We start from the raw sequence: 25,938 nt of genomic DNA, 5'->3' as shown, positions 1-25,938 counted from the left end.
GGGGGCTTGCCACAAGATCCCGGTGGGCCCGCAGAATTGTGTGGTCGATGAGCGGATTGCGTGAAAGTGAGCTGATGACGTGTCCCTGACTACCAGCGCGTTCAACCTTCCCGAGCACCTCACTCCCAAGGCGGACCCGGCGCTGATCGCGGGCGACGAGAGGCATTTCGCCGCGATCGCGGAGGGCCTCGAGCAGTCCATTGCCGACCTGTCCGACCACCTCGATGCGGCGCGCAGATCGCGCGGCCGTCTGGGCCAGGAGGTGCTGGAGCGGGACGTGGAGATCCGCCGGCTAACCGCCCGCCTGCGGGCCCTGCGTCGCTTCGGTATGGACGTGTGCCTCGGACGCATCGTCGGCGCAGGCAACCCCGAGCCCGTGTACATCGGACGCCTTGGCCTCACAGACAGTGGGGGTGGCCGGCTGCTCATCGACTGGCGTTCTCCGGCGGCTGAGCCGTTCTTCGGGGCGACCCATGCCCGCCCGATGGGCGTGGTCAGCCGCCGCAGGTACCGCTGGACCCGCGGCCGCATCAGTGACTACTGGGACGAAGTGTTCGCTGCGGACGGGTTCGAAGGGACCGCCGCACTTGAGGATCTCTCGGCCTTCATCGCGAGCCTGGGCAGCAGCAGGTCTGCCCGGATGCAGGACGTGCTCGGCACCATCCAGGCGGACCAGGACGCGATCATCCGGGCGTCATCGCGCGGGGCACTCGTCGTCGACGGCGGCCCCGGCACGGGCAAAACCGTTGTTGCACTGCACCGCGCCGCGTACCTCCTCTACTCGGACCCCCGGCTCGGTCACCGGCGCGGCGGCGTGTTGTTCATCGGTCCGCACCGGCCCTATCTGGCCTACGTCGCCGATGTGCTCCCGAGCCTGGGGGAGGAGGGCGTGCAGACGTGCACCCTGCGCGATCTCGTTCCCGAGGGCGCCGCGGCCTCGGTCGAGACTGACCAGGACGTGGCACTCCTGAAGTCGTCCGCGGACATGGTGAAGGCGATCGAGCCGGCCGTCAGGTTCTACGAGCAGCCGCCCGCGAAGGGGATGGAGGTGGAGACCCCGTACGCCGATATCTGGCTCAGTGCCGAGGAGTGGGCTAGGGCGTTCGAGTCGCCCGGGCCGGGCACCCCGCACAACGAGGCCCGCGATGAGGTCTGGGAGGAACTGCTCACCATACTCGCGGACAGGCTCTACGACGGCGACGTCCCGGCGGGTGTACTCCGCCGGGCCTTGACACAGAACGCGGCGTTGGTGGACGCGTTCAGCAGAGCGTGGCCGCTGCTCCACTACACCGACCTCGTCGGCGACCTGTGGACCGTGCCCGCCTACCTGCGCCTGTGTGCCCCCTGGCTCAGCCGAGACGAGGTAGAGGTACTGCAGCGCGCAGATCCGAAGGCCTGGACCACGTCCGATCTGCCGCTCCTGGACGCGGCACGGCAGCGTCTGGGCGATCCGGCGGCGTCACGACGCAGGCGCCGGCAGGACGCCACCCTGGCTGCCGAGCGGGAGCTCATGGACCGGGTGGTCGAGGACCTGGTGGCGGCGGACGACTCCGAAATGTTGGTGATGTCCATGCTGCGGGGGGAGGACCTGCAGGAGAAGCTGGTCGACGGGGACGCGCTGCCGGCTGCCGACCCGGACATGCTTGCCGGTCCGTTCGCCCACGTCGTCGTGGACGAGGCGCAGGAGTTAACCGACGCCGAGTGGCAGATGCTGCTGCTGCGCTGCCCCTCCCGCAGCTTCACGGTCGTAGGGGACCGCACCCAGGCCAGGCGCGGGTTCACCGAGACGTGGCAGGAACGGCTCGGGCGGGTCGGACTGGCCAACGTGAACCAGGCGACCCTCAGCATCAACTACCGGACACCGGCGGAGGTCATGGCTGAAGCCGGGCCAGTCATTAGGGCCGTGCTTCCGGACGCCAACGTGCCGGCCTCCATCCGCAGCGGCGGCCTGCCCGTCGTCCATGGCTCCACGTCGGAGCTGGGCCCCGTCGTCGATGCGTGGCTCGCCGCGCATGCGGACGGGATCGCCTGTGTCATCGGCAGGAATCATATCGAGCCCGGCGTGATCCCGGCGGCGTCCCGCGTGCGGTCGCTGACCCCGGAACTGTCGAAGGGGCTCGAGTTCGATTTGGTGGTCCTCATCGACCCGGACTCGTTCGGTGCGGGCATCGAAGGAGCAGTGGACCGCTATGTGGCGATGACCCGGGCAACCCAACAACTCGTCCTCCTCACCACCCCCTGAGCTCGAGATTGAGCGGTCCTCCTGGTCCCGGTGGCGCTTCGTTCAGGCAGGCGGGTTACCATAGATATTTCACGGATTGCGTTAGTTTTCCTGACTGCCGGGATCTTGGAGGAGTGGATGAAGAGCTCGTCGCCGCGCGTCCGCGCCGTGATTAAGGCATCCGGTGCTGCGTTGCTCCTTCTTGTGACCAGCTCATGCGTTCCTGCCCGCGCTGATGGGCAGGCAACGCCTGCTCCACCGATTTCAACGGGCACCGCACAAGCAACAGCCGGTAAGAGCGGACCGGAGTCAGGGTCCGGGGGCACCACGGTCAGGGTTGTCGTGATCGGGGACTCGCTGAGCACAGGGCTGGGAACCTCGCCGGAGCAGGCGTGGCCGGAGCTCCTTCAGTCGGCGCACCTGTCCAACCAGCGGCCGCTGCAGGTCACCAATGCTGCAGAGAACGGCAGCGGTTACCTGGTTGCCGGTGACGACGGGAACACCTTCACCATGGAAGTCCAGGCAGCCGTCAGCCCTGACACGGACGTAGTTGTTTTTTTCGGGTCCGACAACGACACGGGCGCCGGGCCGGAGGAACTCCGGGACGCTACGGTCTTAGCGTTCGCCAGCGCCTCGTCGCAGGCGCCCAACGCGGTGCTCGTGGCGGTCGGCCCACTGTCCGGCACCGAGGAGACGGATCCGCTGTTGGCCGACGTTCGCGACATTGAGGCGTCCGCGGCGCAGTCCATGGGCGTGGATTTCATCGATCCCATAGCGGAGCAGTGGCTCAGCGGCCGCGCCGACGTCCTGTTGGGACCGGATGGTGAACACCCGAGCGCTGAGGGGCAAGAGTTCCTGCAAGACAAGATGGAGCAAATCATTTCCGCTGCCGTGCAGGACTGAACGCCCGCACTGCGCGAAACCTGGGTGCGCGCCTTCGACGGACTGGCCCCCATGGGATGGAACGGGCTCGTAGCCGCTACCCCAACCCGCTGGATTCCCGAAGGCCCGCGAGGCGTTCGACGACGGCAAGGCCGGCCGAAGTGCCAGGCCAATGACGCCGTAAGGAGTCCGGACCGGCGGAGCGAATCACGGAGCGAAGAACCAGGGCCATGATGATCACATCATCGGCGTAGCCGATCACCGGCAGGAAATCCGGGACGAGGTCAAGCGGAAAAGCCAAATATCCCAGCAGGAGGACCAACTTGATGCGCACCCCGCGCGACACGGATTTGTCGGCGGCCAGGCGCCTGAGAACGCGCAGCACGTCCGGCAGCAGCCGCAACGCATCGCGCATCCCCACTGTCTCCGGGTGACGCCGGGCGTAAGCCCATAAAGCCAGCAGCAATATGGCGTAGACGGCCACCAGGCCGGCAACGGCTCCGAGGGCAACCTCCCACCACTGAGCATTCACGTAAGCCGTTCCCCGGTGAGACGGCCCAGATAATGCAGCAGCTCGTCCTGCAGGTGCTGATCGCCGGCAGCCGGGAGCGCTTTCTCCCGGTGCTGGTGGTGCCAATAGCCGCCGCTGGTGAGTGCCTCGGGGTCATCGCTGGTGGCGAGCCACTCTTGGGTCACGTGGCCGAGCCGAAGATCGTCCGGCGCCCCGGCACCGCCCATCTTGGTGGGCACCCAGCCCGGATCCACGGCATTGCTGAGGACATCAGGCCATAACCGGGCGACTGCCGCCGCGAGGGCGGTGACGTAAAGCTTGCTGTCCGAATAGGACACCCGGGGCGGCGCACCGCCGGACCCGGCCCCGTCGCGGAAGCTGCCCGCGTGGCCTCCGCGGTGCATGCCGCTGCTGAGGTAGATCAGCCGGCGCGGGCGGTGGATGAGGGCCGTGAGAAGGTAAGGGGCCGCGACGTTGACCTGAAAGATATCGGGACCGTTCAGCACGCCAGCGTTGTGGATGACGGCGTCCACGGGGCCGGCCCGGTTCACCTGGTCCGCAATGTCACGGGTTTGCGCAAGGTCCGACAGGTCGCCGACGACGCCCACCGCCCCGCGCTCAATCAGATCCTTTACCGCGCTCAGCCGTCCGGCATTGCGTGCGTGCACGATGACATTGTGGCCGTCGTCCAGGAGGGACTGCGCCGTGGCCAGTCCGAGTCCGTCGGTGGAGCCGGTGATGAAGATGCGCGCCATCAGTCCTCCAGTCTGATGGTCAGATCGCACGTGACTCGGCTCATCCGCCCATCATGCCACCACCCGACGGCCGCAAGCCATGGTGACGGAGGAAGAGGCCAGGCTCTCGCCGTGTCCTGCGATTCACTCCGGCCGTGCCCGCATAAGGTCGATTTATGGGCAAGGACGGGTGCAGCGAGTTGGAGGGGCAGACCTCCATCAACGAGCTGCTCGAGGAGCCCATCGGCGACACCCACATCCAGCTGGTGCTGCCCTTCCATGTCCAGCTCCGGCCGGGAGAGTTCCGCCGCGTGTCATGACGCTGCGGGCCGGGGACGCAGACGTACGACGGCGGCGCCCGGGCTGGGTGCCGGCGGTCACCTTAGCGCAGTGCGGTGACGAAGCCGCCCCTCGACTGCCCGGACGCCGGCTCCTGTGACGGTGCGGGCTGGCCGGGGCCGGCCAGGGACAGGACGCGGCCGTAGGTGGCGCACAGCTCCACGACCGTGTGCGGGGTGCACCGCCAGCCGGCCGCTGTGAGCAGTTCCGCCGGATCCGGCGGATCAGTCCGCGCCAGGAGTTCGCTCATGGACAGTCCTGTCTGCACGCTGAAGTCGCGGAGCTTGGCTTCCATGTCGTCGGTCTTGGGCAGCGGAACTGCCCGCTCAATCACGGCCCGCGACCCCGGCGCGGACAGCGCTGCCACGTCCCTCAGCACCGACAGCTGAGCGGCGCCGTCGAGGTAGGGCAGCAGGCCCTCAAGGATCCAGGTGGTGGGCTGCTGCGGATCAAAGCCGGCCACTGTGAGGGCCTCGCGCCACGGCAGGGACAGGTCCGTGGCCACCGTGACCAGCTTGCACTGCGGCTCGGCGGAGAGGCGGTCCAACACGCCGGCCTTGAACTCCAGGACGTTCGCGTGATCGATTTCGAAGACCCGTGAGCCGGCGGGCCAGCGGAGCCGGTATGCGCGGGTGTCCAGGCCCGCGCCCAGCAGCACGGTCTGCCGTGTTGCCGGCTCGGACTGCAGGAAGTCGTCGATGAACCGGGTCCGTACGGCGATGTAGATCGATGCCAGCAGGAGCGGCTGCTGCAGGGGTGACACGGCTGTGGGATCCGGCGGCCAGGCGGTGGGGAAATCCACGTGGGAGCGGGCGGCCTCCACCAGTGCCAGGGCAAACGGGTCGGTCACAAGGGCGTCCGGCCGGGATGATTCCACTGCCCGCCCCGCCGCCACGGCAAGCGCCGTCAGCGGCAGCCCCTGGTCCTCAAGTTCCGTCACGCGTGGCTCCTCCCGCCGTCGTACTTCTTCCCACAGGGGAGCCTACTGCGTGACGCGCCCGCCGGTGGTCAGTGCTTGGGGAGGACGTGGCGGGTTTCGACAACGGGTTCAGGCTAAAGCGCTGGTGCCCGCCGGCGGCCGGCTATGGCGAGTGCCGTGGTTGGAATCAGGGTCAACGCCGCAAGGATGGTGCCGACCAGGCCCGGGCCGGTGGTCCCGAGCGGGGAGACGAGGGCTGCGCCGGCGATGGCGGTGCCCACGGCGGTGCCGGCGTTGAACGCGGAGACGCTGAGGGCGGAACCCAGGGTGGCGGCTTTCCCGGCGAAGCGGACAGCCAGGTGGATCAGCACACTGTTGGCGCTCAGTCCGAACAGGCCGAGCAGGACCACCAGTGCGCTGGACAGCCATGGCGAACCGGACACCAGGCTGATGGCCAGGAGGAGGACGGTGGTCACAGCGGGGGTGAGAATGGTGATCGGACCGGGGTGGGCGTCGCCGAAACGGCCGGCGAGGAGGGTGCCGATGACCGAACCGACGCCGAATCCGGTGAGCACCAGCGGGACGTGGGAGACTGTCACACCGGCCTGGTCGATCAGGATCGGGGCGATGTAGGAGTAGGCGGAGAGTACGCCACCGCACGTCGTGGCACACGCAGCCAGTGCCAGCCACAGCCGGCCCGAGCGCAGCCCGGCCAGTTCGGTACGAATCGAGGTTGGATGCGCGCCGGAAACGTCGTGCGGAATAAGCCGGGCGACGAGCACGGTGGCCAGCGCGGCGGCGGCCGCCAGTGCCCAGAAGGTTCCGCGCCAGCCAACCAGCTGTGCGACGAATGCCCCCAGGGGCACGCCGAGGACGGTGGCCAGGGCCCCGCCGGCGCCCACTACGCCTACCGCCCGGGCACCTGAGGACGGGCCTGCGGCGCGGGTGGCCACCACAGCGGAGACTGCCCAGAACGCGCCGGTGGCGAGTGCGCTGACGAACCGCGCCGCCAGCAGCAGCGTGAAGTCCTGGCCGAGCGCCACCACCACATGGCCGGCAATGAATACGATGAGCGCCAGGACCAGCGTCAGCTGCTTGGACAGGCGCATAGTCAGCATCGCCATCAGCGGCGCGCCCACCACCATGCCGATCGCGAAGACTGTGATCAGCGATCCGGCCTGGGCGACGCTCACCTGCATGTCACTCGCGATCAGCGGCAGGATGCCGGCCACCACGAACTCGCTGGTGAGCATCAGGAACGTGCCCAGCGCCAGGACGTACACCACCAGCGGAAGCGGCGCCCGCCGTCGGTCCTTAACGTTTTTGGTACCGCCGGCCGTAACGCCGCCCTCGATCGTGGTCTGCCCGCGCATGCGAACTCCTCATTGGTGCAGTGGAAAATGGCCTGTATCCATTGCACCCGTTCGCTCGCCGGCGAAGAAGGCCGCGCTTATAGGGGTATAGCCAGTGCCCCTTTCGCGCAAATATTCTTCGCGAAATGGGCGGTGGCACCCGGCCGGACTAAGCGGGCCGGGCAGAAGGCCGGGGCCTCCGGGCAGGGCCATGGGCGCGCCGGTAGATGAAGTGTTCGGCCACGGCGAGGCTCAGCACCCACGATGCCCCGATCAGCAGAGCCCGGCTAAGTTCGTTGACCGGCCCTACCAGGACAATCCAGGGAATGGTCACCACAACAATGGTTCCCTGGGCTATGCCGATGGCGTAGGCGCGGGACATCCACTCGCTGTGCCGGACGTAGTTCCGGCGACGCGCTGCGACGAATCCCAGGATAATGAACGCAACCATGGCGGACCCGAAAACCAAGCGAAGGACGAGAAGGAGCGGCCCGTCCAGCGGCGGGAGGTCATAGAAGACCGCCATCCACAGTCCCGACAGGGCGGCCAGCAGGCCGGCGGGGGCAAGGATGCGGCCGGCAATTTTGTGCCAGCTGGCCCTGCCGCTTTGGCCCCGGCGAAGTGGCGGAACGAACTGAAACGCCCCCAGCAGCAGGTACACGGTGACAGTTGGTATATGGATCAGGACTGGCGCCGGCGAATCGAAGAACCGCGCGTTCTCCGGTGTGATCTGTCCGCCCGTTAAGTCCGTCAGGCGCGCTGCCCCGGCGATGATCGGGACGAGGCTGAGAAGGATCAAAGCAGCAGGAACAAGCCACCGGGTTCGGGGTAGCGGACGGGATCGGGCAACGGTTGCAGTTTTCACGGGCTCGCTCCGGTAAGCATGGACTTCTTTGTTCACGCAACGATGAGGGATGAAGTGCCAACGATGGCCGCCGGATTGACCATGCCCAGCAGCATCCCTCGCGTACGGCGTAACGCCCAACGTACTGCAGCCGGTTGGAATAAGCGATAGGCAGGCTCCTGGCAGCGCTCTGATCAAGATCGGCTCAAGAGTCCATCAACGTTGTCCAAGGTTCGTCCCAATTTCGGTTCTCCTGCCTCAGCGCGGATAAGCTCAGCATTTACGTGAAGTTTCAAGAGAAAAGGTCGGGCTCAACGTCGAGCCCTCACTATTGGGGAATAAGAATTGTCGAACTATCAGACCCTTTTCGGGTCAGTACCGTCTGTTCCTGCGCCCGGGCCGAACCCGCCACGCAGGCCGCGCACTTCCACCTTGATCGTCGGCGGCATCACAGCGCTCTTCGTGATTATCGGTGCCTTCGTTGGAGGATTCGGTGGCGCACTGGTTTTCCTGGGTATCTCGGCGGGGCTGACCAGCCTTTATGTCATGGCCACAGGACGCCGTTCGTGGGCGTGGCTGCCGGCGAAGCGGAAGGCAGGGGCCATCGCGCTGGCGGTTTCCTTTGCGCTGTTCTTCACGGGTGCCGTGGCGTTGCCGCGCACCACCGGGGACGACCTTCAGGCAACCTCCTCGGACTGGAAAGCTTCGACGGCCACCGCCACAGCGAGCGCCTCCGCCCAAGGTTCGCCGACGCCGTCGTCCGCTCCAACCGCCCAGGCGGCGGACACCCCGCTCGATCCTGAGACCCCAAACACGCTCGCGAACGGCGTCAGTGCAGCCGCTCCGAAGAGTCAGCCCGCCTTTGCCACCAAGGCCATCGACCTGCTGGCCACCCTCCCTGTCAAGGGCCGGGCGCCGAAGACCGGTTATGACCGCGCGCTGTTCGGGCAGGCGTGGATGGACGTTGACCGGAACGGCTGCGACACCCGGAACGACATGCTCAAACGCGACCTGACGGCGATCACGTACACCAACAGCGTGCCGTGCAAGGTTCAGTCCGGAACGCTCGCGGACCCGTACACGGGTACCACCATCAGCTTCCTGCGGGGGAGTGCCACCAGCAGCGCCGTCCAGATCGACCATGTTGTGGCCCTCAGCGACGCCTGGCAGAAAGGCGCGCAGCAGCTGACCACGGAGCAGCGGACAGCCTTCGCCAACGACCCGCTGAACCTGCAGTCGACGGATGGCCCCACCAACATGAAGAAGGGCGACGGCGACGCAGCCACCTGGTTGCCGCCGAACAAAGGCTTCCGGTGCGAATACGTGGCGCGGCAGATATCGGTGAAGGCAACGTACAGCCTGTGGGTCACCCAGGCAGAGCACGACGCGATGGCCAGGATCCTCGCTGACTGCGCCGGCCAGCTGGCACCAACCAACGAGCAGGCGCCCGTGGCCGCAGTTCCTGCACCTGCACCTGCACCTGCTCCTGCTCCTGCACCTGCACCTGCACCCGCTCCTGCACCGGCACCCGCTCCTGCACCGGCGCCGGCTCCAGTGGCCCCCGCTCCGGTGGCCCCCGTTCCCGCTCCGCCGGCCGCCGTCTACTTCGCCAACTGCGCGGCGGCCAAAGCAGCCGGCGCCGCGCCGATCCGTGCCGGGCAGCCCGGCTACCGGGCGGCGCTGGACCGCGACAACGACGGCGTGGCCTGCGAAAGCTAGACCAGTTCCATCACTCCAATGTTCCAAACTTTCCAAGGGGGAAAAATGAAAAAGACACTGGCACTAGTTGTGCTTGCCGGCCTCATGCTGACCGGATGCGGTGGCGCTCAGAAGGCAGTACAGCCGACTCCCGCTGCTGAAGTGGTAGATGCTGTCGCGGTTCCGGGCGTGGTGGGCCTGACTCTGGATAAAGCCACAGATCAACTGCAAGGTCTTGGGTTCAAGGTCGACTCCGTGGACATCATCGACGGCAAAACGATCGTGTCGAAGAAGAACTGGCAGGTAATGTCCCAAGACCCCACGGAGGGGGCATCCGTGGCAAAGGGTTCCACGGTGAAGCTTGGCGTCAAGTCCCTTGAGAAGATTGCGGCTGAAAAGGCTGCTGCCGACAAAGCTGCCGCCGACAAAGCAGCAGCAGAGGCAGCTACTGCAGCCAAGGTTGCGGCGGACAAGGCGGCGGCAGACAAGGCTGCAGCGGATCAGGCCGCCGCGCAGGTGGCCGCCCAGAAGGCCGCCGAGGCAGCGGCCCAGCAAGCCGCAAAGCCAGCGCCAGTAGCACCGGCACCGGCACCGGCACCGGCGCCCGCGCCGGCCGTCAAGGCGCCGCCCGCGGCTTACTACGCCAATTGTGCTGCCGTCAAGGCTGCTGGTGCCGCGCCGCTGTATGCAGGGCAGCCTGGCTACAGCACCAGCCTTGACCGCGATCGCGACGGGGTCGCCTGCGAAAAATAGTCACCGGTTCACGGTGACCCGCTGCCGTGGATGCTGTCTCTACTTTTGGGCGGTATCCACGGCAGAGGTCTTTTACGGCAGGGTGGCCCGGACAGGCGCGCAGCGCTCTGCGGAAACTGTTGTCACAGCCCTGAAGTGGGCCTACGCTATGGCCACGGCCCCACGCGGGGGACCGGCCAGGACCCTCCCTCACAGGGGTCAGGCACACGCTGGGATGCCGCGTCCTGGACAGCACGGGACAGGAAGAACCATGACCAAGTATCTGTTTGAAGCGAATTATGTGGGCGACGGAATCACGGGACTCATGCGCGAGGGCGGCACCAAACGGCGTGAGGCGCTGGTGGAGGCGCTCAGTTCGGTCGGGGGATCGCTGGAGTGCTTCTACTACGCCTTCGGGGACATCGACGTCCTTGGCGTTTTTGATGTGCCGGACCAGGCGGGCGCGGCAGCCCTGTCACTGATGATCAATTCCACCGGCACCGTGGACGTGCGCCTGAAGCCGCTTATGACACCGGAAGACATTGACGAGGCGGCCAAGAAGACGCCGTCCTACCGGGCGCCGGGGCAGTAGGCGCAGCGGGGCGGTCAGTCAGCAGCCGCCGTCGGAAATTACGACGGCGGCGCGTCAGTTGCCGCCGTTCGGCGGCTCCGGGTGCGGCGGGGCCTGTGGGGTCTGGCGGTAGCCGGCGTCCGTAAGCTGCCCACCGTGATTTTTGGAGGGATAGGGTCATGCATTTTGCCTTTATTTGCCTGCCGGCCGCGGGCCATGTGAATCCGACCTTGCCGGTCGTCGCCGAGCTTGTCCGCCGCGGCCACCGGGTCACCTATGCAACGTCCGCCCGGTACGCGAAGGCTGTTGAGTCCGCCGGTGCCGTCTTCTTTGAGAGCGGGGAGGACCTCGCCGCGCAGCTTCCCCGCATCAACCCGTCAACTGACCCGGCAGCCTCCCCCAGGATGGGGATGCTGGCGGGATTCGGATCAGGGATGATGTCCGGTCTGCTGGAGCGGCTGCTGGAGAGGGCGCGGGTGGAATTCCCGGCACTGCTCACCCGGCTGACCACCGACCCGCCGGACGCGGTATGTTACGACGCCATGACCCTGGCCGGGAAGATGGCCGCCATGAAGCTTGCCCTGCCCGACATCGCGCTGCAGCCGACCTATGCCACCAACGAACATTTCTCGATGCGGGAGCTGATGCCGGCCCGTGCACCGGCCGAAATGCTCAAGGCCTGGAAACAGGTGCGCCAGCTCATCACTGACTTCGCTGCCGAGCAGGGCCTGGCAGATTTCACCTTCATGGAGGGCCCTCCGGCTTCGCTGAACATCTGCTTCATCCCACGGGAATTCCAACCCGCGGGGGAGACCTTTGACGCCAGGTTCCACTTTGTCGGACCCAGCCCCGGCCAGCGGGCCAACGAGGAGCCCTGGCAGCCCCGCGTGAAGGACAGGCCCCTGGTGTTCATTTCGCTGGGCACCACTCCGTTGAACGACCGCCCGGACTTCTTCCGGATGTGCCTGGACGCGTTCGCGGGCACCAACTGGCAGGTGGCCATGGCCATCGGCGACCGGATGAATGTCTCCGAACTGGGGGAGATACCGGACAACGTTGAAGTCCGCCCCTTCTTCCCGCAGCTCGATGTCCTGCGCCACGCCGACGTGTTCCTCTCGCACACGGGCATGAATTCCACCATGGAGGCGCTGTACTTCGAGGTTCCTCTGGTTGCCTTTCCCCTGCAGCCGGAACAGGAAGCCAACGCGCGCCGCGTCCAAGACCTGGGACTGGGACTTCGTCTCCCGGCCGATGCGCTTTCGCCAGCGCTGATCCGCACGGTCATTGCCGACGTCCGTAACGACCGGGACATCCGGCGCAACCTGGAGGCCATGGGCCGGCGCGTCCGGTCTGCCGGGGGAGCAGACGCCGCGGTTGACGCCATCGAGCATTTCATGTCCGGGCGGGAACAGGCGGGGTAGGCAACCCCGGACTCGCGTTTACTGCTTCTCGCCCGTCGCGGTGCCCGAACCGTACATCCAGAGCACGATGTCCATGACGCGGAGGTCGGAGATCGGATCCGAGATCCGTGAGACTCTGCGGATCTCCCTGAGCCGCTGCGGCAGGCCGGTACCGTCAGTCAGGGCGGTGTGCCACCTTTCCCACTGACCCGCCGAGCCCAGGTCGAGGCTCATCAGGTGCCCGACGACGGAATCATAGACCGGGACCAGCAGCGGGCGTTTTCGGGCCATCAGTTTGCTGGTGCGCGTCGCGCCCATTCCCCAGCGGCCTGTGTCGCGTCCGCGCAGAACATGCCAGAGCTGAAGCGCAGGGCTGGCTTCACCGAACAGTTTGTCGAACTCGTCTGTCCTTACATCCGCCATGTCGAGGTCGGCCGGGATCTGCGCGAGGAGATCAGAAATCAGTTCTGCTTGAGTTTCCAGGATGCCAAAGGCTGCTTCGCCGGGGACGTCAACAGAAAGAAAGGAGACGGCGATCAGGTCATCTGGCGTCACCCGGTTCACCTCACGCGGCGCATCTTCACGGCCGCCCCAGCAGTTGTACATACTGCCCGTGTACGCGGGAAGGCCGGCAGGTGTTCTGCGGTAGTAAGTGCCGAGCAGTTTGGCTGCGGTGTCGATATGGTCTTCATCCAGAATATTAGGAATTGCCATGTGTCCCCCATTGTTGTGCCCGGCGCGTGCCGGTCATACGGACTGCAGTTGGTCAGCGAACCCGGAAATCTCCGGAAGTCTATCCGCAGAAGGTGAATGCGGTAGCCGTCGTCTCACATTACGACGGCGGCGCTTCAATTCCGCGCCGCGGGCCGCTTCCAGAGCGCCACAGCCAGGACGGCCACCCAGAGCAGGAACGCCCCGATACTGATCCTCTCGCCGATGCCCAGCACGAGGTTCGGTCCCGGCGCGGCCATGAACGCGACCATTCCCGTGACCGCGGAAGCCACAAGCGAGATGACCGAATACCAGCGCATCCGGCCGCGGAATCCTGCGGCCACGAAGCTCATTGAAGCGACCATGAGGGCGAGTTGCACGTTGGTGGCCACGATATGCAGCGGAATGGACGTATCGTCACCCAGCCTCAGCGGAAAGAAACCTCCCGCGATATTCCATAACCCGTAGGCGGTGAGTAGTCCGCCGCCGGTGTGCAGGGCGCGGTTGCCGTGCGTGGAGCCCCAGACGCCTACCCCAAAGGCGATGAACAGCAGCGTGTAGATCCACATGAGCGGGACGATGACGTCGTGGCCGGGGGAGCCGACGGCGAGCAGTTCGCTCACCATCTGCTCGCTGCGGCGGTAACCGTCCCAGCTGGACGCCGCCACGACGTCGGTGGCCACCACGTAGAGCAGCGATGACAGCGGCCCTGAAGCGAGGAGGGCCTTGCGAACCGCGTCACGGCGTGGGCTTTGCACCGGCGCGGCCCGCCTGCGCTGCGGGAGCCGACGCTTGTCGATTGACATGTCCGGATGTCCTCAGAGCCCGCGGTTCAGCAACGGCTCGGCGCAGGGGCCCGCGAGCGTCCGCCCCGACGCCTCCGTCTTAAAAGCTTGGGCCTCGCGGCCGGCGATCAGTAGGGCCGAACGGCCTTTGGCCTGAGGCGGGACAGCAGCAGGACGGGCGAGTAATCTGAAACCAGTGACATTTTATTCTTCTCTGTGACCCAGTCCCCTTCAGCGATTCCAGTTCGCTCCGTCGAGGGGCCGTGATTTTGTGCGCCCGCGAGGGGAGCTCCCTTTGGAGTTCCCCGATCACCGGCCCCCATCCCGAATTCACCACTGGAAGATCACATGCAAACGAATTCAGCCAACCCCGCGGCACCCTTGGCGCCTGCCCTTGACCGGGAGTCGCTCCGTCCCGACTGCGGTAACTGCTTTGCCCTCTGCTGTACCGCCTTCGGGTTCTCGCGGTCCGCGGATTTTGCGCTCGACAAACCCGCAGGCGCGCCCTGCCAGAACCTCGCCCCCGACTTCTCCTGCACCATCCACACCAGTCTGCGCGCGCGGGGCTTCCGAGGCTGCACGGTCTTCGACTGCTTCGGCGCCGGGCAAAAAGTGTCCCAGGGGCTCTTCGGCGGGACGAGCTGGCGGGAGGACCCTGGCACCCAAGACCGGATGTTTGCCGCGTTCAAAGCCGTGCGGCAGTTGCACGAGATGCTCTGGTACCTGGCCGAGGCCCGGCGTCGGACGTTCGATCCCGACGTCGCCCAGCGTGCCATGGAACTTGGCGCCACCATAGGGCACGCGGTCGACGGCGGGCTGCAGCAACTGCTCGCGCTGGACGTCCAGGATCTTCACGCTCAGGTGCGGTCAACGCTGATGGAAGTCAGCGCGGAAGTCCGGGCCTCCTACTTTGCCGCGGGCGGTGATCACCTGGCTGCCGGGCTGGGGCCCGGCGCGGACCTGATGGGCGTCAATCTCAGGGGCCTTCGGCTGTGCGGGGCGGACCTCAGAGGGGCCTACCTGATTGCGGCTGATCTGCGCGGCAGTGACTTCTCGGGTGCGGATCTGCTCGGCGCGGACCTCCGGGACGCGCGGCTTGGGGACGCCGACCTGTCGAGGGCCCTCTACCTGACCCAGCCGCAGCTCAACGCCGCCGGCGGCACCCCAGCAACCCAGCTGCCCGCGGATCTGGTGATGCCCCCGCACTGGCACCGGGAATGAGCGCATGGCGAGGCCGGCGTGGTGGCGGCGTCGTTCATTTGCCGGGCTCGTAGCCGACCAGCCAGTGAAGTCCATGACGATCGATGACCTGGCCGTCGGACGCACCCCATGGCTTGGGCGAGAGGGGATCGATCACCGCCCCGCCAACGGAGAGCTTATCGAACCATTCGTGAAGGACAGCCGGTTCGGCGGTTCCCAGTAACGAGAGCATGATGCCTTCGAGCCGGACCGTTGCCTGGCCGGCGGCTGCGTCGGATCCCGCCAGGGCAACCACGCCGCCGAGTGTTCCATGGGCTATGGCGCCTGCCGGGCCGTCGTTCCTGCCGAAGTCCTCGTAGGTGTGCAGGGCAAGCTCACCGCCGAAAACATCAGCGTAAAAGTTCAGTGCTTCGCGCGCCGTTCCCGGGAAAATGACGTAGATCTGAGGCCCTGCCGGGCGGTTAAGGGTGAAGCCTCGCTCCTGCGGCGGGTGGTCGGTCATCATCTTTCCTCCGGTTCTGTGGGCTCATCGGCCTCAGTTGATGGCCTCGATGCCCTGGGCTTTGAGTTCTGCCAGGCGGCTCAGCATGTGCTGGAGTACCTCGGGCGGGTGGGGCTGCCAGTCCAGAATCTCGCCAATCACCCGCAGCGGTTCGCGGGTGCGGTAGGACCTGGTCGGGTTGCCCGGGAACTTCTTGTCTGTCAGGTTCGGGTCATCCTCAAAGGATCCGGTGGGTTCCACCCGGTAGATCCTGCCCGGACCCTCGCCGGCACCGAGTTCGGCGCCCCACGTGGCCGCGTCCAGGGTGGCAGTCAGGTAGATGTAGTTCGCGGTCCTGCGCTCGCCGTAGTTCGAGCTGTAGCCGGGCCTGAGCAGGTCGCCCGGCAACAGGTCAGCCTTCGTGCCGTGGTAGAAAGGCCCCGGATCCTCGGCCCCGGATGTACTCGGCTCGTTCTCCATGCAGACCTCCTGGAAGTTGGGGTTCCACTGTAGCCGCGGGCCCGGACAAAAAGCCCTTGGCATGGTGTGGCTTCTTTTGGAATTCTGGTCGTAGTTGTCGATCTGGGCTGCCGGGGGGCGTCGTATGAGTAAGGGCCATTACGGACGGCCCTGGTGAGTTACCACGAAGGGAGTACGAAAATGTCAAAGTATTTGGTCCTGATCTTCCAGGATGGAGCCGCGAAACAATCCGAAGGCGAGTCCATGAGCGCCCCCTACCAGGAGTTCCAGCAGCGCCGCGGCGCGTCCCTGCTCGGCGGGGCCGCACTGCAGCCACCCTCGACGGCGACGTCCATCCGGCGCGACGGAGCGGGCGGGTTCGCGGTGACGGATGGTCCTTTCGCCGAGTCGAAGGAAACGCTGGGCGGCTACTACCTGATCGAGGCGTCCGACCTGGATGAGGCTCTGGAGATCGCCAAGGAGGTTCCCGCCGGCATCGGGGTAGAGGTCCGCCCCGTGCGAATGGTCAGCTGATGCCGCAGGCCGCCAGTTCGGAGGTTGCTGCCGCGGTTGCCGATGCGCACCGCAGGGAGTGGGCCTTCGTGCTGGCGGCCACCGTACGTGTCACCGGTGATATCGACACCGCCGAAGAAGCCGTCCAGGACGCATACGCCAGTGCCTTGTCCACGTGGGGTCCGCGCGGCATTCCGAAGAACCCTGGCGCGTGGCTCACGGTGACCGCGCGCCGGCGGGCCCTGGACATGCATCGCCGTGCCGCGACCGCGCAGCGGGCGCTTCCCAAGCTTCTCGACCCGGAGGGGTTTGCGGGCCGGGACCCGGAAGACATTTCCGATGACCGGCTGCGGTTGATCTTCACCTGCTGCCACCCTGCCCTGGCCTTGGACGCCCAGGTCGCCCTGACACTGCGGCTCCTCTGCGGCCTGTCCACCGCCGATGTGGCACGGGCGTTTCTGCTGCCCGAGGCCACGATGGCGGCGCGGATCACCCGGGCAAAGAAGAAGATTGCGGCCGCGCACATCCCCTACCGGGTGCCGGCGGCATCGGAGCTCCGGGAGAGGCTCGACGGCGTGCTGTCGGTCGTTTACCTGGTGTACACCACCGGGCACACTGCCCCGTCAGGAGCGGACCTGATGCGCCGGGATCTCGCGGAACGCGGCCTTGAGCTGGCAAGAATGCTCCGGGTCCTGCTTCCCGCGGACCGCGACGTCGCCGGGCTGCTGGCGCTCGTGGTGCTCACCGACGCTCGTAGGGAAGCCCGGCTCGATGAGCACCGTGAGCTCGTGCTCATGGAGCACCAAGACCGGTCGAAGTGGGACCGGCAGGCCATCGAGGAGGGGGTGGCGCTCCTGCGCGAGGCGTTGCAGGCGCGGCCGCCGGGCCGATTCGCCGTCATGGCGGCAATCGCGGCCGTCCATGACGAGAGCGAGTCGTGGTCCGGCACTGACTGGCAGGAGATCCTGGGGCTCTACGACGTTCTCATGGAGACGTGGCCCTCTCCCGTTATCCAACTCAACCGGGCCATAGCACTCGGCTTCGCGGTGGGCCCGGCGGAAGGCCTGGCGGAGCTGGATGCGCTCGGAGCCGAGCCCCAGCTGGCCCGCTACCCCTACCTGGCCGCCGCACGAGCCGACTTCCTGACCCGGCTGGGCCGTCCTGTCGAGGCCCGGGTCGCGTTCGAGGAGGCGTTGATCCTGACCGACAATGAAACCGAACGGCGCTACCTCCGGACCCGCCTGGACGAACTGGCGGGTTGAGCCGGGGTAGCGGCCCGGGCGTTGTGCTTGGGGTCCGCCGGGGGCGGTGGGAGGATGAATCCGTGGACCAATTCTTTGACTTCCTTCGCCATTACTGGTGGCTCGCCTTCCCCCTCAGCGGAATCGCCGGAGGGTGGGCAAGGCAGTGGTCCAAGGCCAGCGAACGCCGGCACCGCCGCCGCATGGAGCTGTACAAGCTCAAGAACCAGGCGGTGCAGGCGGAACACGCCAGCCAGGCCCAGGTCGCCGCACTGATGGCAGCACACGATGCCGTGAACCGGCGGTGGCTGGACTACGAGCTCGATGTTGGGAAACTTATCGACTTCCCGGTCATGACGGATGTGCGGGAACCTCTTACGGTCGCGTTCATTCGGGCAAAGAAAGCGGCGGACGGATTGCGGCCGGCAGCCCCCGGCGACATTACGACGCCGGCCGCGCTGGCCGAGTACCGGACTGCGGTTCACGGCTTTGAGCTGGCATTCGACGTCGCAGAGCGCGAGGCCAAGCGGATCAAGGACCACAACTTTACGGAGCTGGAACGCCAACGCCTGGCGACGGCCAGGAAGCTGCTCAACATCGCCTCCGACAACGCCGCGACACCTGCCGAACGGCAAACCGCGTACAAGCGCGCCCGGCGGGAACTGGACGGTCTCATCGTCCTGCCCGAGGCCACACTGGCGGCGTTGGAAGTCAAGATTGCGGGCGAACTGAACGCACCACGCGCCTCTGACTGACCGCAGGGGAGTACGACGGCGGCACCCGGGTTGGGTGCGGGCGGTGCGATTGTTGGGGCATGTGTTCAACGTATAGTTGAATGCTCCCTGCCCGGAGGTCTTCCGCGGCCAGCGGGGTCCAACTCTGTCCGTGGAAAGGGCAATGGCGTGGCCAATTCTCGCAGTGGAGATTCGGTGATCGGCCGGGTGGTCCGTGTCCTTGAGGCATTTGACCGCGACCGGCAGACCATGACGTTGTCGAACCTGGCTGTCAGGGCGGGCGTGCCCCGATCCACGGCGCACCGGCTCGTTGCGGAACTCATTGGCTACGGCCTGATCCGCCGCTCCGATTCCGGTGAACTGCAGATCGGGCTGCGCATGTGGGAAATCGCCACTCGCTCCCAGACGGCCATGGACGTTCGCGAGGCCGCGTTGCCCTTCATGGACGACGTCCTCTCGGTGGTCCGGCAGCACACCACCCTCGCCGTCCTGGATGGGGGGTCCGCGCTGTACGTTGAGCGCATGTCGGCACCGGACTCAGTCCTGGATGCGGCGCGGATAACTGACCGCCTTCCACTGAACGCCTGTTCGCCTGGCCTGGTGCTGCTGGCCCACTCACCGTCAGCGTTCCAAGAGAGTTTCTTGTCGGGGCCTTTGACGAAGCTCACCGACGAAACCCCTGTAGATCCCGGCCTCATACGCCGGCATCTTGCGGAAGTCAGGCAGCGCGGGTTCGTTGCCTTGCCGGGAATCGGGGAATCAGACTGGCTGGGCATCGCAGTTCCGGTGTTCGGGCCCGGGCGTACTGTCGTCGCCGCGCTGAGCGCCATCGTTCCCCGGGACCAGGGTGACGTGCCGCTCATTGTGCCGGCTCTGCTTACCGCGGCCCAAGGAATTTACCGGACTCTGACTCCGGTGCCGCGGCCCTCCGCTGTCCGGCGCTCCGGCGTCAACGACGGCTAGCCGCGCCGAGCATTTATCCACGGTTTGGCGTCCATTGAATGGACGCCTGGACTTTTCATGCCGTGATGGCCCTCACAGTGGAAACGAGGCATGAACCGGCGGAACGCGTGAAAGATGTTCTCTTTCGCGATGCCTGGAAGGAGCGTCCCCGCAGGTTCTGCCTCACCTGTTTCCGGCTTTCGATCTCCCCGGCGCGGCCGGCGGTGACGATGGCCCTACATGATGAGAGGACCACGATGCTCGCAGCAACGACGCTCGACGCGCCACTGCCCCGAAGTGAGGAGGGCAGCCTTCCCTACTCCCATGAACTGCAATGGCCGGATGGACTGGAGCCGTTCAAAGTGGTTGACGACGGTTCCCAGGAGGATCCCTACGCGCATTACACCTGGATGCGGGAGAACGCACCCGTCCTCCGGTGCTGGTCACCGGTCTCGGATGTCTACTTCATCTCCCGCTACGAGGACGTCCGCAAGGCTTTCCGGGCACCGAAAATCTTCTCCTCGGAAGTGGTCTCCCCGCCGCCGATGACTTTCCTGACCCTGTTCGATGCGCCGAACCACAACCGTCTGCGTAAGGTTGTTGCCACCGCGTTTACCCCTAAAGCCATCAAACTGTTCGAGGACCGGATACGGGAAACCGCCAACAAACTCCTGGACGCCCTGCTCGCCAAGGGTGGCGGCGAAATCGTGGAAGACTATGCCATCCAGCTGAGCATGGCCACGATCTCCGCCTTGCTGGACGTCCCGGCTCAGGACTACGAGAAGATGAAGTTCTGGTCCGACGAGACATTCTCCTACTTCGGACGCCTCGCCCGGAACGCGCCGGGCACGGGCACCGACAAGGACAGCGCACATGATTTCTGGGCGTACCTGAAAGACACTCTGGAGCGCCTCTACGCGGAGCAGAGCCCGTCCATGGGCGGGCACATCGCCCGGATGTGGAAAGACGAGGGCATTCTCACCGAGCAGGAGGCCAAGGAGCTGTGCTCGTTCGTTTTCATCGCCGGACACGACACCACCACCATCCTGCTGGCGAACGCCTTCCGCATCTTTGCGGAGCAGCCCGGCCTGCTCCGCCGCATTCGCGAGACTCCGGCGGATGCCGGAAAGTTCGCCGATGAACTGGGCCGGCACAGCGGCGCCGTTCACCGCGCCAGCCGCATTACCACCGAAGCCGTGGAGGTGGCGGGAGTGACCCTGGCCGCCGGCAGCATTGTGCGCCTGCTCAACGCCTCCGCCAGCCGGGACCTTTTCGAGGACGGCGACATCTTTGACATGGACCACGACAACAGCAAGTCCTTGGGCTTCGGCCACGGTGTGCACAGTTGCCTGGGCCAGCCGCTGGCACTCCTGGAGACCACAGTGACCGCGGAAGTGCTTGCCCGCCGGTTGGCCTCGGTCACCTTGGATCCGGCGCACCGGATTGAGTGGGTCCGCGGCAATAACCTGACCAACGCAGGTCCCCACCGCATGAACGTCTTCCTGGAGGAACTCAATGACTGAACAGGCTTTGGAACCCATCGTAATTGTCGGCTCCGGGCACGCCGGGGTGGCCGTGGCAGCCGGCCTGCGGACCCGGGGCTGGGACGGGCGCATCGTCGTCGTCGACGCCCAGGACAACGTTCCCTATGAGCGGCCGCCGCTGTCGAAGGACCTTCTGGCGCCGGGTTCCGGGGACCGGAGCGCGCTGCTGCGCAAGGAGGACTACTACGAGGCCAAGGGGATCGAGCGTGTAACGGGCCAGACCGTCGGAGCGATCGACCCCGCAAACAGCGCCGTGGTCCTCGCTGACGGTAGCCGGCTTCCGTACCACCGGCTGGTGATCGCCACAGGCTCAAGGGCGCGCGAGCTGCCCGTGCCGGGGGCTGACCTTGACGGGGTACTGGCCTTGCGCACCTACCAGGACGGCGTGGCCATCAAGCGGGCTCTGGTTCCCGGCGCGAAGGTGGTAGTCATCGGTGCCGGTTTCATCGGGATGGAGGTGGCCGCCGCAGCGGTAAAGAACGGTTGTTCCGTCACGGTACTGGAGTTCCAGGACCGTGTGATGAAACGGGTGACCTCCCAGCCGGTGTCTGCTTTCTTCGAGCAGCTCCACCGCTCCCAGGGCGTTCGTCTGGAGTTTGGGGCCGCAGTGACCGAACTGCAGGGCAACGGCCGCGTTGAACGGGTCCTGACCTCTGACGGCCGGAGTTTTGAGGCCGACGTCGTGGTGGCGGGCATTGGGGTCCTGCCCAACCAGGAGCTGGCCGAGGCTGCCGGGCTCACCTGTGGAGACGGTGTCCTGGTGGACGAACAGTGCCGGACAAGCGTCCATGGCATTTACGCTGCAGGGGACGTCACCCGGTTCACCAGCCCGTTCAGCGGCGCAAGCCAGCGGCTGGAATCCATTCAGAATGCCAATGCCCAGGCCGAGGCTGTGGTAAACGACATCCTCGCTGGCGAGGTATCGCCAACAGAGACCCCTTGGTTCTGGACCGTGCAGCACGGTGTGCGCCTTCAGACTGCCGGCGTGATGCACCCGGACGACGAGGTCATTGTGCGCGGTGATCCGGCCACGGGGAAGTTCTCCGTCGTTTACCTCCGCGAGGGCCGTCTTGCCGCCGTCGACACCGTGGGCGGACTGACCGATTTCCGTCCTGCCAAGAAGCTGATTCCAACCGGCCTGCTGCTCGACCCCGATTTGGTTCAGGACCCGGCCGTGAAGCTTGAGGACGCTGCAACCGGCGCAGGTCCCCGCCCCGACCCCTACGAGACCGCAGCAGCACTGGTCTAAGTCAAAAAACCCCTAGAAAAGAGCCCTGATGAGCAACAACACCCTGACCGTACTGGACCGTGACGGGCAGCAGCACGCTGTGGAGTGGGAGCCGGAGCAAAGCCTGATGGAGGCCTTGCGGGATAACGACCTGCCGGTGCTGGCGTCCTGCGGCGGAACGGCATCCTGCGCCACCTGCCACGTCTTTTTGGACGGTGACATCGTCAAAAGCCTCGGCGAACGCAGCGAGGACGAGGCCGAGCTGCTGGTGGACGCCGAAGGCTTCTGCGAGGACTGCTCACGGCTGTCCTGCCAGGTCGCGTTTGACGACCGTCTGGACGGTATGACCGTCACCCTCGCGCCGGAAGAGTAGGCCCGAACAAATGACTGTGCCCCCGTCGCCGATCAGGCGACGGGGGCACAGTCATTTGCTTTGTGGTGCCTAACGGACAGGGCTGTCCTGTTCCCGCTCCACCTTCGCGGCGGCGTGCTGTCCCCGCCGCAACGCTGTGCCCTCAAGATAGGGTGCCCCGAGCTTCTCAATGGGCGTCCTGTACGTCTCGCGGGAGTAGAAAACACAGACGCCGGCAATGAGCATGCAAACAGTCGCAAAGACAGCAACGGGCAGCCACCCAGTGACTCCCGGCGCCAGCAGCATGCTGGCGATCATCGGTGCGAACCCGGCGAGGACCAGGCCGAGCTGGTTGCCCAGTGCCATGCCCGTGTAGCGCACGGGAGTGGCGAACTGCTCAGCCACGAACGCGGGCCAGACACCGTTGTAGGCCGAGTACAGGACTGTCATGTTCAGGAATGCCGCCAGGAAGACCAGCACGATGTTGCCTGAGGACAACGCGAGGAAATACAGGAAAATGGTGGCGGAGCAGCCGATCGCGGCAGCCAGCAGCAGGGGACGGCGTCCGATCCTGTCCGCGAGCCTCGCGGCCAACGGCATGAAGAGCATCGACAAGCCGATGGCAACGGCGTTGACCGTGAGAATGGCGGAGCGGTCGAAGCCAGCGGTGGAGGTGGCATAGGCCAGCCCAAAGACGGTGAAAACTGTCTGCATAACCACCATGATGGACATGCCCGCAACGCGCGCTACGTCAGGGGCCTGAAACTTGAGGACCTCCTTGACGGGCATCGGCGTGACCTGTTCCTTCTCCTGGGCTGCTTCGAAGACAGGCGTTTCGTCCAAATGTGTCCGGACCCAGTAAGCGACGGCGAGGACCACGATGGAGAGCCAGAACGGGACGCGCCAGCCCCAGCTCATCATCGCTTCCTGGGGCAGGGAAGTGATGGGAATGAAGACCAGGGTGGCCAGGACCATGCCCGAGGCGTAGCCCATCATCACGAAGCTGGTGAAGAAGGCCCGTTTGCCTTCAGGGGAGTGTTCCAGGGTGAGCGTGGAGGCGCCGGCGGATTCAGCCCCGGCGGAGAATCCCTGGGCCAGGCGCCCGGCCACCAGCAGTATCGGGGCCCAGACCCCCACCTGCTCGTACGTGGGGAGGCAGCCTATGCCGAGCGAGGCCAGGCCCATGATGCCCAGCGTGAGCAGCAGGATTTTCTTACGGCCCAGCTTGTCGCCGAAGTGGCCCATGACCAATCCGCCAACAGGCCGCGCCACATAGGCGACGCCGAAGGTGGCGAGGGCGCCGATCAGTCCGATGGCGGGATCGGCCGATGGGAAGAATAAATGCGGGAATACCAGCGCGGCCGCCGTCCCGTAGATAAAAAAGTCGTAGTATTCCAGCGTGCTGCCCAGGAAGGAGGCCAGGGCTGCCTTTCCAGGGGTCTTGGGTGCGGCCGGGTGTGCAGTTGCAGTGTCCATGTGGAGTCTCCTTAAGACAGCGGTGTCTTGGTGGAAGCCGGCTGGGAATCCTGGAGGTGGAAGTCCACCGAGAGGATCTGCTGGCTGTTGGGGAACGAGTACGCCTTCAGCGGCTCGTGCAGTGGGTGAGTGTTGTACACCGCCATGTCCTCGACGTTTTCGAAGTCCGCCACGATGGCGTAGTCGAAGGATCGCTCGGTGCTGAGCACATCCGGCCCGTGCGTCAGGGTGAGCATGCCCGGGATATTGCCCCTCATCCTGTTGAGTCCGGCGATCCAGGCCTGTTTGTCGGCGGGCGGGAAGTCCGGCTTGAACTTGAAAAGTACGGTGTGGCGGATCATCTCAGGCACCCACCAGTTCCGCTGCCGGCCTTCCGCCGGCCAGTGGCCCGGCGGCATAGTGGGGGTCCTGGCCGGCGATGGTCCGTCCGGCGAGGTACCCCATGGTCATGATGGGGCCCAGCGTGGCGCCGGCGCCGGGGTAGCCTGCGGCGTAGGCGTTTTCGGTGGTGTTGCCGGCTGCGTAGAGTCCTTCGATAGGGCGGTTGTCGACGTCGAGCACGCGGGCCAGCCCGTCGGTGGCCACGCCGCCGTTGGTGCCGAAGGCGCCGTTGACTACTTCCATGGCGTAGAAGGGCCCGGTCTGCAGTGGGCCCAGGGACGGGTTCGGGTACAGGTTTTCCTCGTCGCCCCAGTACTTGTCGTATGCGCTTTCGCCGCGGCCGAAGTCCGGGTCTTCGCCTTTGACGGCGTGCTCATTGAACCGGGCCACGGTGGCGGTGAGGTTTTCCGCCGGCACGTTGATCTTTTCCGCCAGTTCTTCCAGCGTTGCCGCCTCGATCAGGTAGGCGGGGGTGGGCTGGCCGGCGCGGTGGGCCAGGATGCCGTAGCGCTCCATGTAGGTGTGGTCCACGATCACGTGGGCCGGAGTGTTCAGGGTCTGGTTTGCGGCGGAGTCCCAAGACTGCAGGCTCCGGGCGAGGTCGTTGTAGTTCTGCGACTCGTTGGCGAAGCGGCGGCCGTGGCGGTTCACCATGATGGACCCCGGGCCCTGGCGTTCGAAGCGCAGCAGGGTGCCGATCGGCTGCCCGTCGCGGGTGTCGCCGGTCACCGACATGGGTGCCCACCAGGCTTCGCGGGTGCCGCGGGTCTGCCCGCCGATCCGCTGGGACATCCGCAGCCCGTCGCCGGTGTTCGAGGGCGGCGAGCACATCGTGTAGAGCCGCGAAGCGAGCATCGAGTCGGCCAGTGCCTTGTCCCATTCGAAGCCGCCGGTGGCCAGGACCACGCCGTCGTTCGCGTGGAACACCTCACCGGATTCAAGCTCGACGCCGGTCACCCGGCCGCCGTCGGTGAGCAGACGGTGCCCCCGGGCTCCGGTGACAAGCGCTGCGCCGCTGTGGACCAGGCTCGCCAGGAGCATGGACACCAGTGCCTGGCCCTTCGCCACGAGGCCCTCCTTTTGGCGGAGGTCCAAATCGTCCCAGGGGAACTTGGTGAAAGCGCCCCAGGTCTCGTATTCCTGCATCGTGAAGGGTGCCCGGCCATCGGTGCGGACATGCGCCGCGAGGGAACCCAAAGCTTCCTTGCTGTTGAACAGTTCCGGTTCCACCGTGCGGCCGCCCGCCAGGGCGCCGGGCAGGTCCTGGCGGTAGTCCGGGAAGTTGTCCAGGAAGATGAATCGGACGCCGCACTCCTCTTCCACAAACTGCAGCATCTGGTCGCCGTAGTTCAAGGCGGCGTCCAGGAGTTCCCCGCGGCCGCGGCCCCGGGCCACCGCGCGCACATATTCGGCGGCCGCTGCCTTGGAGTCGGTGATGCCCGCTTCGCGGGCGTGGTGGTTGTCAGCCACCCACAGCATGCCACCGGAAACGGCCGAGGTGCCGCCGAGCAGGTCGCTTTTCTCAAGGATGATGACGGACTTGCCGGCGCGGGCAGCAGTAGCCCCTGCGGTGAGTGCGCCGGCGCCGGAACCGACGACGACGACGTCGTACGTTTCCGCTGCGGTTCCACTGACGAATTTCATGGTTTGTTGATGCCTTTCGGGAGATGGTTGAACGCGCCGCCGTG

27 protein-coding genes are annotated in these 25,938 nt (G+C 66.1%); 15 read left to right on the top strand and 12 right to left on the bottom strand.

Going from position 1 to position 25,938, the window contains the following annotated elements; translation table 11 throughout:
• Window positions 1-79 precede the first annotated feature (79 nt).
• Complete coding sequence (gene helR, locus AC1DIM_RS05215; RefSeq protein WP_477709429.1) at window positions 80-2,242, top strand: RNA polymerase recycling motor ATPase HelR; 2,163 nt, start codon at window positions 80-82, stop codon at window positions 2,240-2,242.
• 117 nt (window positions 2,243-2,359) lie between these two features.
• Window positions 2,360-3,124: an SGNH/GDSL hydrolase family protein gene (locus AC1DIM_RS05210; protein WP_477709428.1), complete on the top strand. Its 765-nt coding sequence runs from the start codon at window positions 2,360-2,362 to the stop codon at window positions 3,122-3,124.
• A 76-nt stretch (window positions 3,125-3,200) separates the two neighbouring features.
• Here AC1DIM_RS05210 and AC1DIM_RS05205 read toward each other — a convergent pair whose 3' ends face one another.
• Window positions 3,201-3,635, bottom strand: coding sequence for a YkvA family protein (locus AC1DIM_RS05205; RefSeq protein WP_477709427.1), 435 nt, complete (start codon window positions 3,633-3,635; stop codon window positions 3,201-3,203).
• Entirely contained in the window at window positions 3,632-4,369 is a 738-nt protein-coding gene (locus AC1DIM_RS05200; protein WP_477709426.1) for an SDR family NAD(P)-dependent oxidoreductase, read from the bottom strand. Before AC1DIM_RS05200 ends, AC1DIM_RS05205 begins: the two co-directional genes overlap by 4 nt.
• A gap of 155 nt (window positions 4,370-4,524) precedes the next feature.
• On the opposite strand from AC1DIM_RS05200, the gene AC1DIM_RS05195 reads away from it, so the two are divergent.
• A complete protein-coding gene (locus AC1DIM_RS05195) occupies window positions 4,525-4,668 on the top strand; it encodes a hypothetical protein (RefSeq protein WP_477709425.1) in 144 nt (47 codons plus the stop codon).
• 62 nt (window positions 4,669-4,730) lie between these two features.
• Here the strand turns inward: AC1DIM_RS05195 and AC1DIM_RS05190 are convergent, their stop codons facing one another.
• From AC1DIM_RS05190 to AC1DIM_RS05180, 3 genes are all read right to left on the bottom strand, one after another.
• Window positions 4,731-5,627 (bottom strand): SAM-dependent methyltransferase, encoded by an 897-nt coding sequence (locus AC1DIM_RS05190; RefSeq protein ID WP_477709424.1) that lies wholly within the window; start codon window positions 5,625-5,627, stop codon window positions 4,731-4,733.
• 113 nt (window positions 5,628-5,740) lie between these two features.
• Window positions 5,741-6,979, bottom strand: coding sequence for an MFS transporter (locus AC1DIM_RS05185; RefSeq protein ID WP_477709423.1), 1,239 nt, complete (start codon window positions 6,977-6,979; stop codon window positions 5,741-5,743).
• 148 nt (window positions 6,980-7,127) lie between these two features.
• Entirely contained in the window at window positions 7,128-7,757 is a 630-nt protein-coding gene (locus tag AC1DIM_RS05180) for a DUF2306 domain-containing protein (RefSeq protein WP_477709422.1), read from the bottom strand.
• A gap of 477 nt (window positions 7,758-8,234) precedes the next feature.
• Here AC1DIM_RS05180 and AC1DIM_RS05175 point away from each other — a divergent pair, with 477 nt between their 5' ends.
• The 4 genes from AC1DIM_RS05175 to AC1DIM_RS05160 all read left to right on the top strand — a co-directional run bounded on the left by AC1DIM_RS05175 (window position 8,235) and on the right by AC1DIM_RS05160 (window position 12,224).
• Window positions 8,235-9,521 carry a GmrSD restriction endonuclease domain-containing protein gene (locus tag AC1DIM_RS05175; RefSeq protein ID WP_477709421.1) on the top strand — a complete coding sequence of 429 codons (1,287 nt, stop codon included), beginning with the start codon at window positions 8,235-8,237 and terminating at the stop codon, window positions 9,519-9,521.
• Between the two features lie 45 nt (window positions 9,522-9,566).
• Window positions 9,567-10,253, top strand: a complete 687-nt coding sequence (locus AC1DIM_RS05170) for an excalibur calcium-binding domain-containing protein (protein WP_477709420.1) — start codon at window positions 9,567-9,569, stop codon at window positions 10,251-10,253.
• Between the two features lie 250 nt (window positions 10,254-10,503).
• Complete coding sequence (locus AC1DIM_RS05165) at window positions 10,504-10,824, top strand: GYD domain-containing protein (protein ID WP_477709419.1); 321 nt, start codon at window positions 10,504-10,506, stop codon at window positions 10,822-10,824.
• Window positions 10,825-10,982: 158 nt separating this feature from the next.
• A complete protein-coding gene (locus AC1DIM_RS05160; RefSeq protein ID WP_477709418.1) occupies window positions 10,983-12,224 on the top strand; it encodes a macrolide family glycosyltransferase in 1,242 nt (413 codons plus the stop codon).
• An 18-nt stretch (window positions 12,225-12,242) separates the two neighbouring features.
• On the opposite strand, the gene AC1DIM_RS05155 is transcribed toward AC1DIM_RS05160, so the two are convergent.
• Complete coding sequence (locus tag AC1DIM_RS05155; RefSeq protein WP_477709417.1) at window positions 12,243-12,917, bottom strand: DUF6308 family protein; 675 nt, start codon at window positions 12,915-12,917, stop codon at window positions 12,243-12,245.
• 134 nt (window positions 12,918-13,051) lie between these two features.
• Complete coding sequence (locus AC1DIM_RS05150; protein WP_477709416.1) at window positions 13,052-13,720, bottom strand: DUF998 domain-containing protein; 669 nt, start codon at window positions 13,718-13,720, stop codon at window positions 13,052-13,054.
• Between the two features lie 327 nt (window positions 13,721-14,047).
• Here AC1DIM_RS05150 and AC1DIM_RS05145 point away from each other — a divergent pair, with 327 nt between their 5' ends.
• Window positions 14,048-14,920, top strand: coding sequence for a pentapeptide repeat-containing protein (locus AC1DIM_RS05145; RefSeq protein ID WP_477709415.1), 873 nt, complete (start codon window positions 14,048-14,050; stop codon window positions 14,918-14,920).
• A 34-nt stretch (window positions 14,921-14,954) separates the two neighbouring features.
• Here AC1DIM_RS05145 and AC1DIM_RS05140 read toward each other — a convergent pair whose 3' ends face one another.
• On the bottom strand, window positions 14,955-15,401 hold the full coding sequence (locus AC1DIM_RS05140; protein ID WP_477709414.1) for a VOC family protein: 447 nt from the start codon (window positions 15,399-15,401) through the stop codon (window positions 14,955-14,957).
• A gap of 33 nt (window positions 15,402-15,434) precedes the next feature.
• Window positions 15,435-15,860 (bottom strand): NAD(+)--rifampin ADP-ribosyltransferase, encoded by a 426-nt coding sequence (gene arr / locus AC1DIM_RS05135; RefSeq protein ID WP_477709413.1) that lies wholly within the window; start codon window positions 15,858-15,860, stop codon window positions 15,435-15,437.
• Window positions 15,861-16,040: 180 nt separating this feature from the next.
• On the opposite strand from arr, the gene AC1DIM_RS05130 reads away from it, so the two are divergent.
• The 7 genes from AC1DIM_RS05130 (at window position 16,041) to AC1DIM_RS05100 (ending at window position 22,414) form a co-directional block, all read left to right on the top strand.
• Window positions 16,041-16,373: a YciI family protein gene (locus AC1DIM_RS05130; protein WP_477709412.1), complete on the top strand. Its 333-nt coding sequence runs from the start codon at window positions 16,041-16,043 to the stop codon at window positions 16,371-16,373.
• Window positions 16,373-17,614 (top strand): RNA polymerase sigma factor, encoded by a 1,242-nt coding sequence (locus AC1DIM_RS05125; RefSeq protein WP_477709411.1) that lies wholly within the window; start codon window positions 16,373-16,375, stop codon window positions 17,612-17,614. Before AC1DIM_RS05130 ends, AC1DIM_RS05125 begins: the two co-directional genes overlap by 1 nt.
• A gap of 62 nt (window positions 17,615-17,676) precedes the next feature.
• Entirely contained in the window at window positions 17,677-18,348 is a 672-nt protein-coding gene (locus AC1DIM_RS05120) for a hypothetical protein (protein WP_477709410.1), read from the top strand.
• 147 nt (window positions 18,349-18,495) lie between these two features.
• Window positions 18,496-19,290, top strand: coding sequence for an IclR family transcriptional regulator (locus AC1DIM_RS05115; protein ID WP_477709409.1), 795 nt, complete (start codon window positions 18,496-18,498; stop codon window positions 19,288-19,290).
• Window positions 19,291-19,526: 236 nt separating this feature from the next.
• Window positions 19,527-20,792, top strand: coding sequence for a cytochrome P450 (locus tag AC1DIM_RS05110; protein WP_477709408.1), 1,266 nt, complete (start codon window positions 19,527-19,529; stop codon window positions 20,790-20,792).
• The gene (locus tag AC1DIM_RS05105; protein WP_477709407.1) at window positions 20,785-22,062 is read left to right on the top strand and encodes an NAD(P)/FAD-dependent oxidoreductase; all 1,278 of its coding nucleotides are present in this window, start codon (window positions 20,785-20,787) and stop codon (window positions 22,060-22,062) included. The genes AC1DIM_RS05110 and AC1DIM_RS05105 overlap by 8 nt, the downstream gene beginning before the upstream one ends.
• A gap of 28 nt (window positions 22,063-22,090) precedes the next feature.
• Complete coding sequence (locus AC1DIM_RS05100) at window positions 22,091-22,414, top strand: 2Fe-2S iron-sulfur cluster-binding protein (RefSeq protein ID WP_477709406.1); 324 nt, start codon at window positions 22,091-22,093, stop codon at window positions 22,412-22,414.
• Between the two features lie 69 nt (window positions 22,415-22,483).
• Here AC1DIM_RS05100 and AC1DIM_RS05095 read toward each other — a convergent pair whose 3' ends face one another.
• From AC1DIM_RS05095 to chcC1, 3 genes are read right to left on the bottom strand one after another with little or no spacing between them, the layout of a single operon-like run.
• Complete coding sequence (locus AC1DIM_RS05095) at window positions 22,484-23,869, bottom strand: MFS transporter (RefSeq protein WP_477709405.1); 1,386 nt, start codon at window positions 23,867-23,869, stop codon at window positions 22,484-22,486.
• An 11-nt stretch (window positions 23,870-23,880) separates the two neighbouring features.
• Window positions 23,881-24,210 (bottom strand): Dabb family protein, encoded by a 330-nt coding sequence (locus AC1DIM_RS05090; RefSeq protein WP_477709538.1) that lies wholly within the window; start codon window positions 24,208-24,210, stop codon window positions 23,881-23,883.
• A 1-nt stretch (window position 24,211) separates the two neighbouring features.
• Window positions 24,212-25,894: a 4-oxocyclohexanecarboxylate 2-dehydrogenase gene (gene chcC1 / locus AC1DIM_RS05085; protein WP_477709404.1), complete on the bottom strand. Its 1,683-nt coding sequence runs from the start codon at window positions 25,892-25,894 to the stop codon at window positions 24,212-24,214.
• Window positions 25,895-25,938: the final 44 nt, after the last annotated feature.

Source organism: Pseudarthrobacter sp. 01T43, assembly GCF_056398665.1.
The sequence above is the reverse complement of the archived record's forward strand: the minus strand, read 5'-3'. Positions and strand labels throughout refer to the sequence as shown.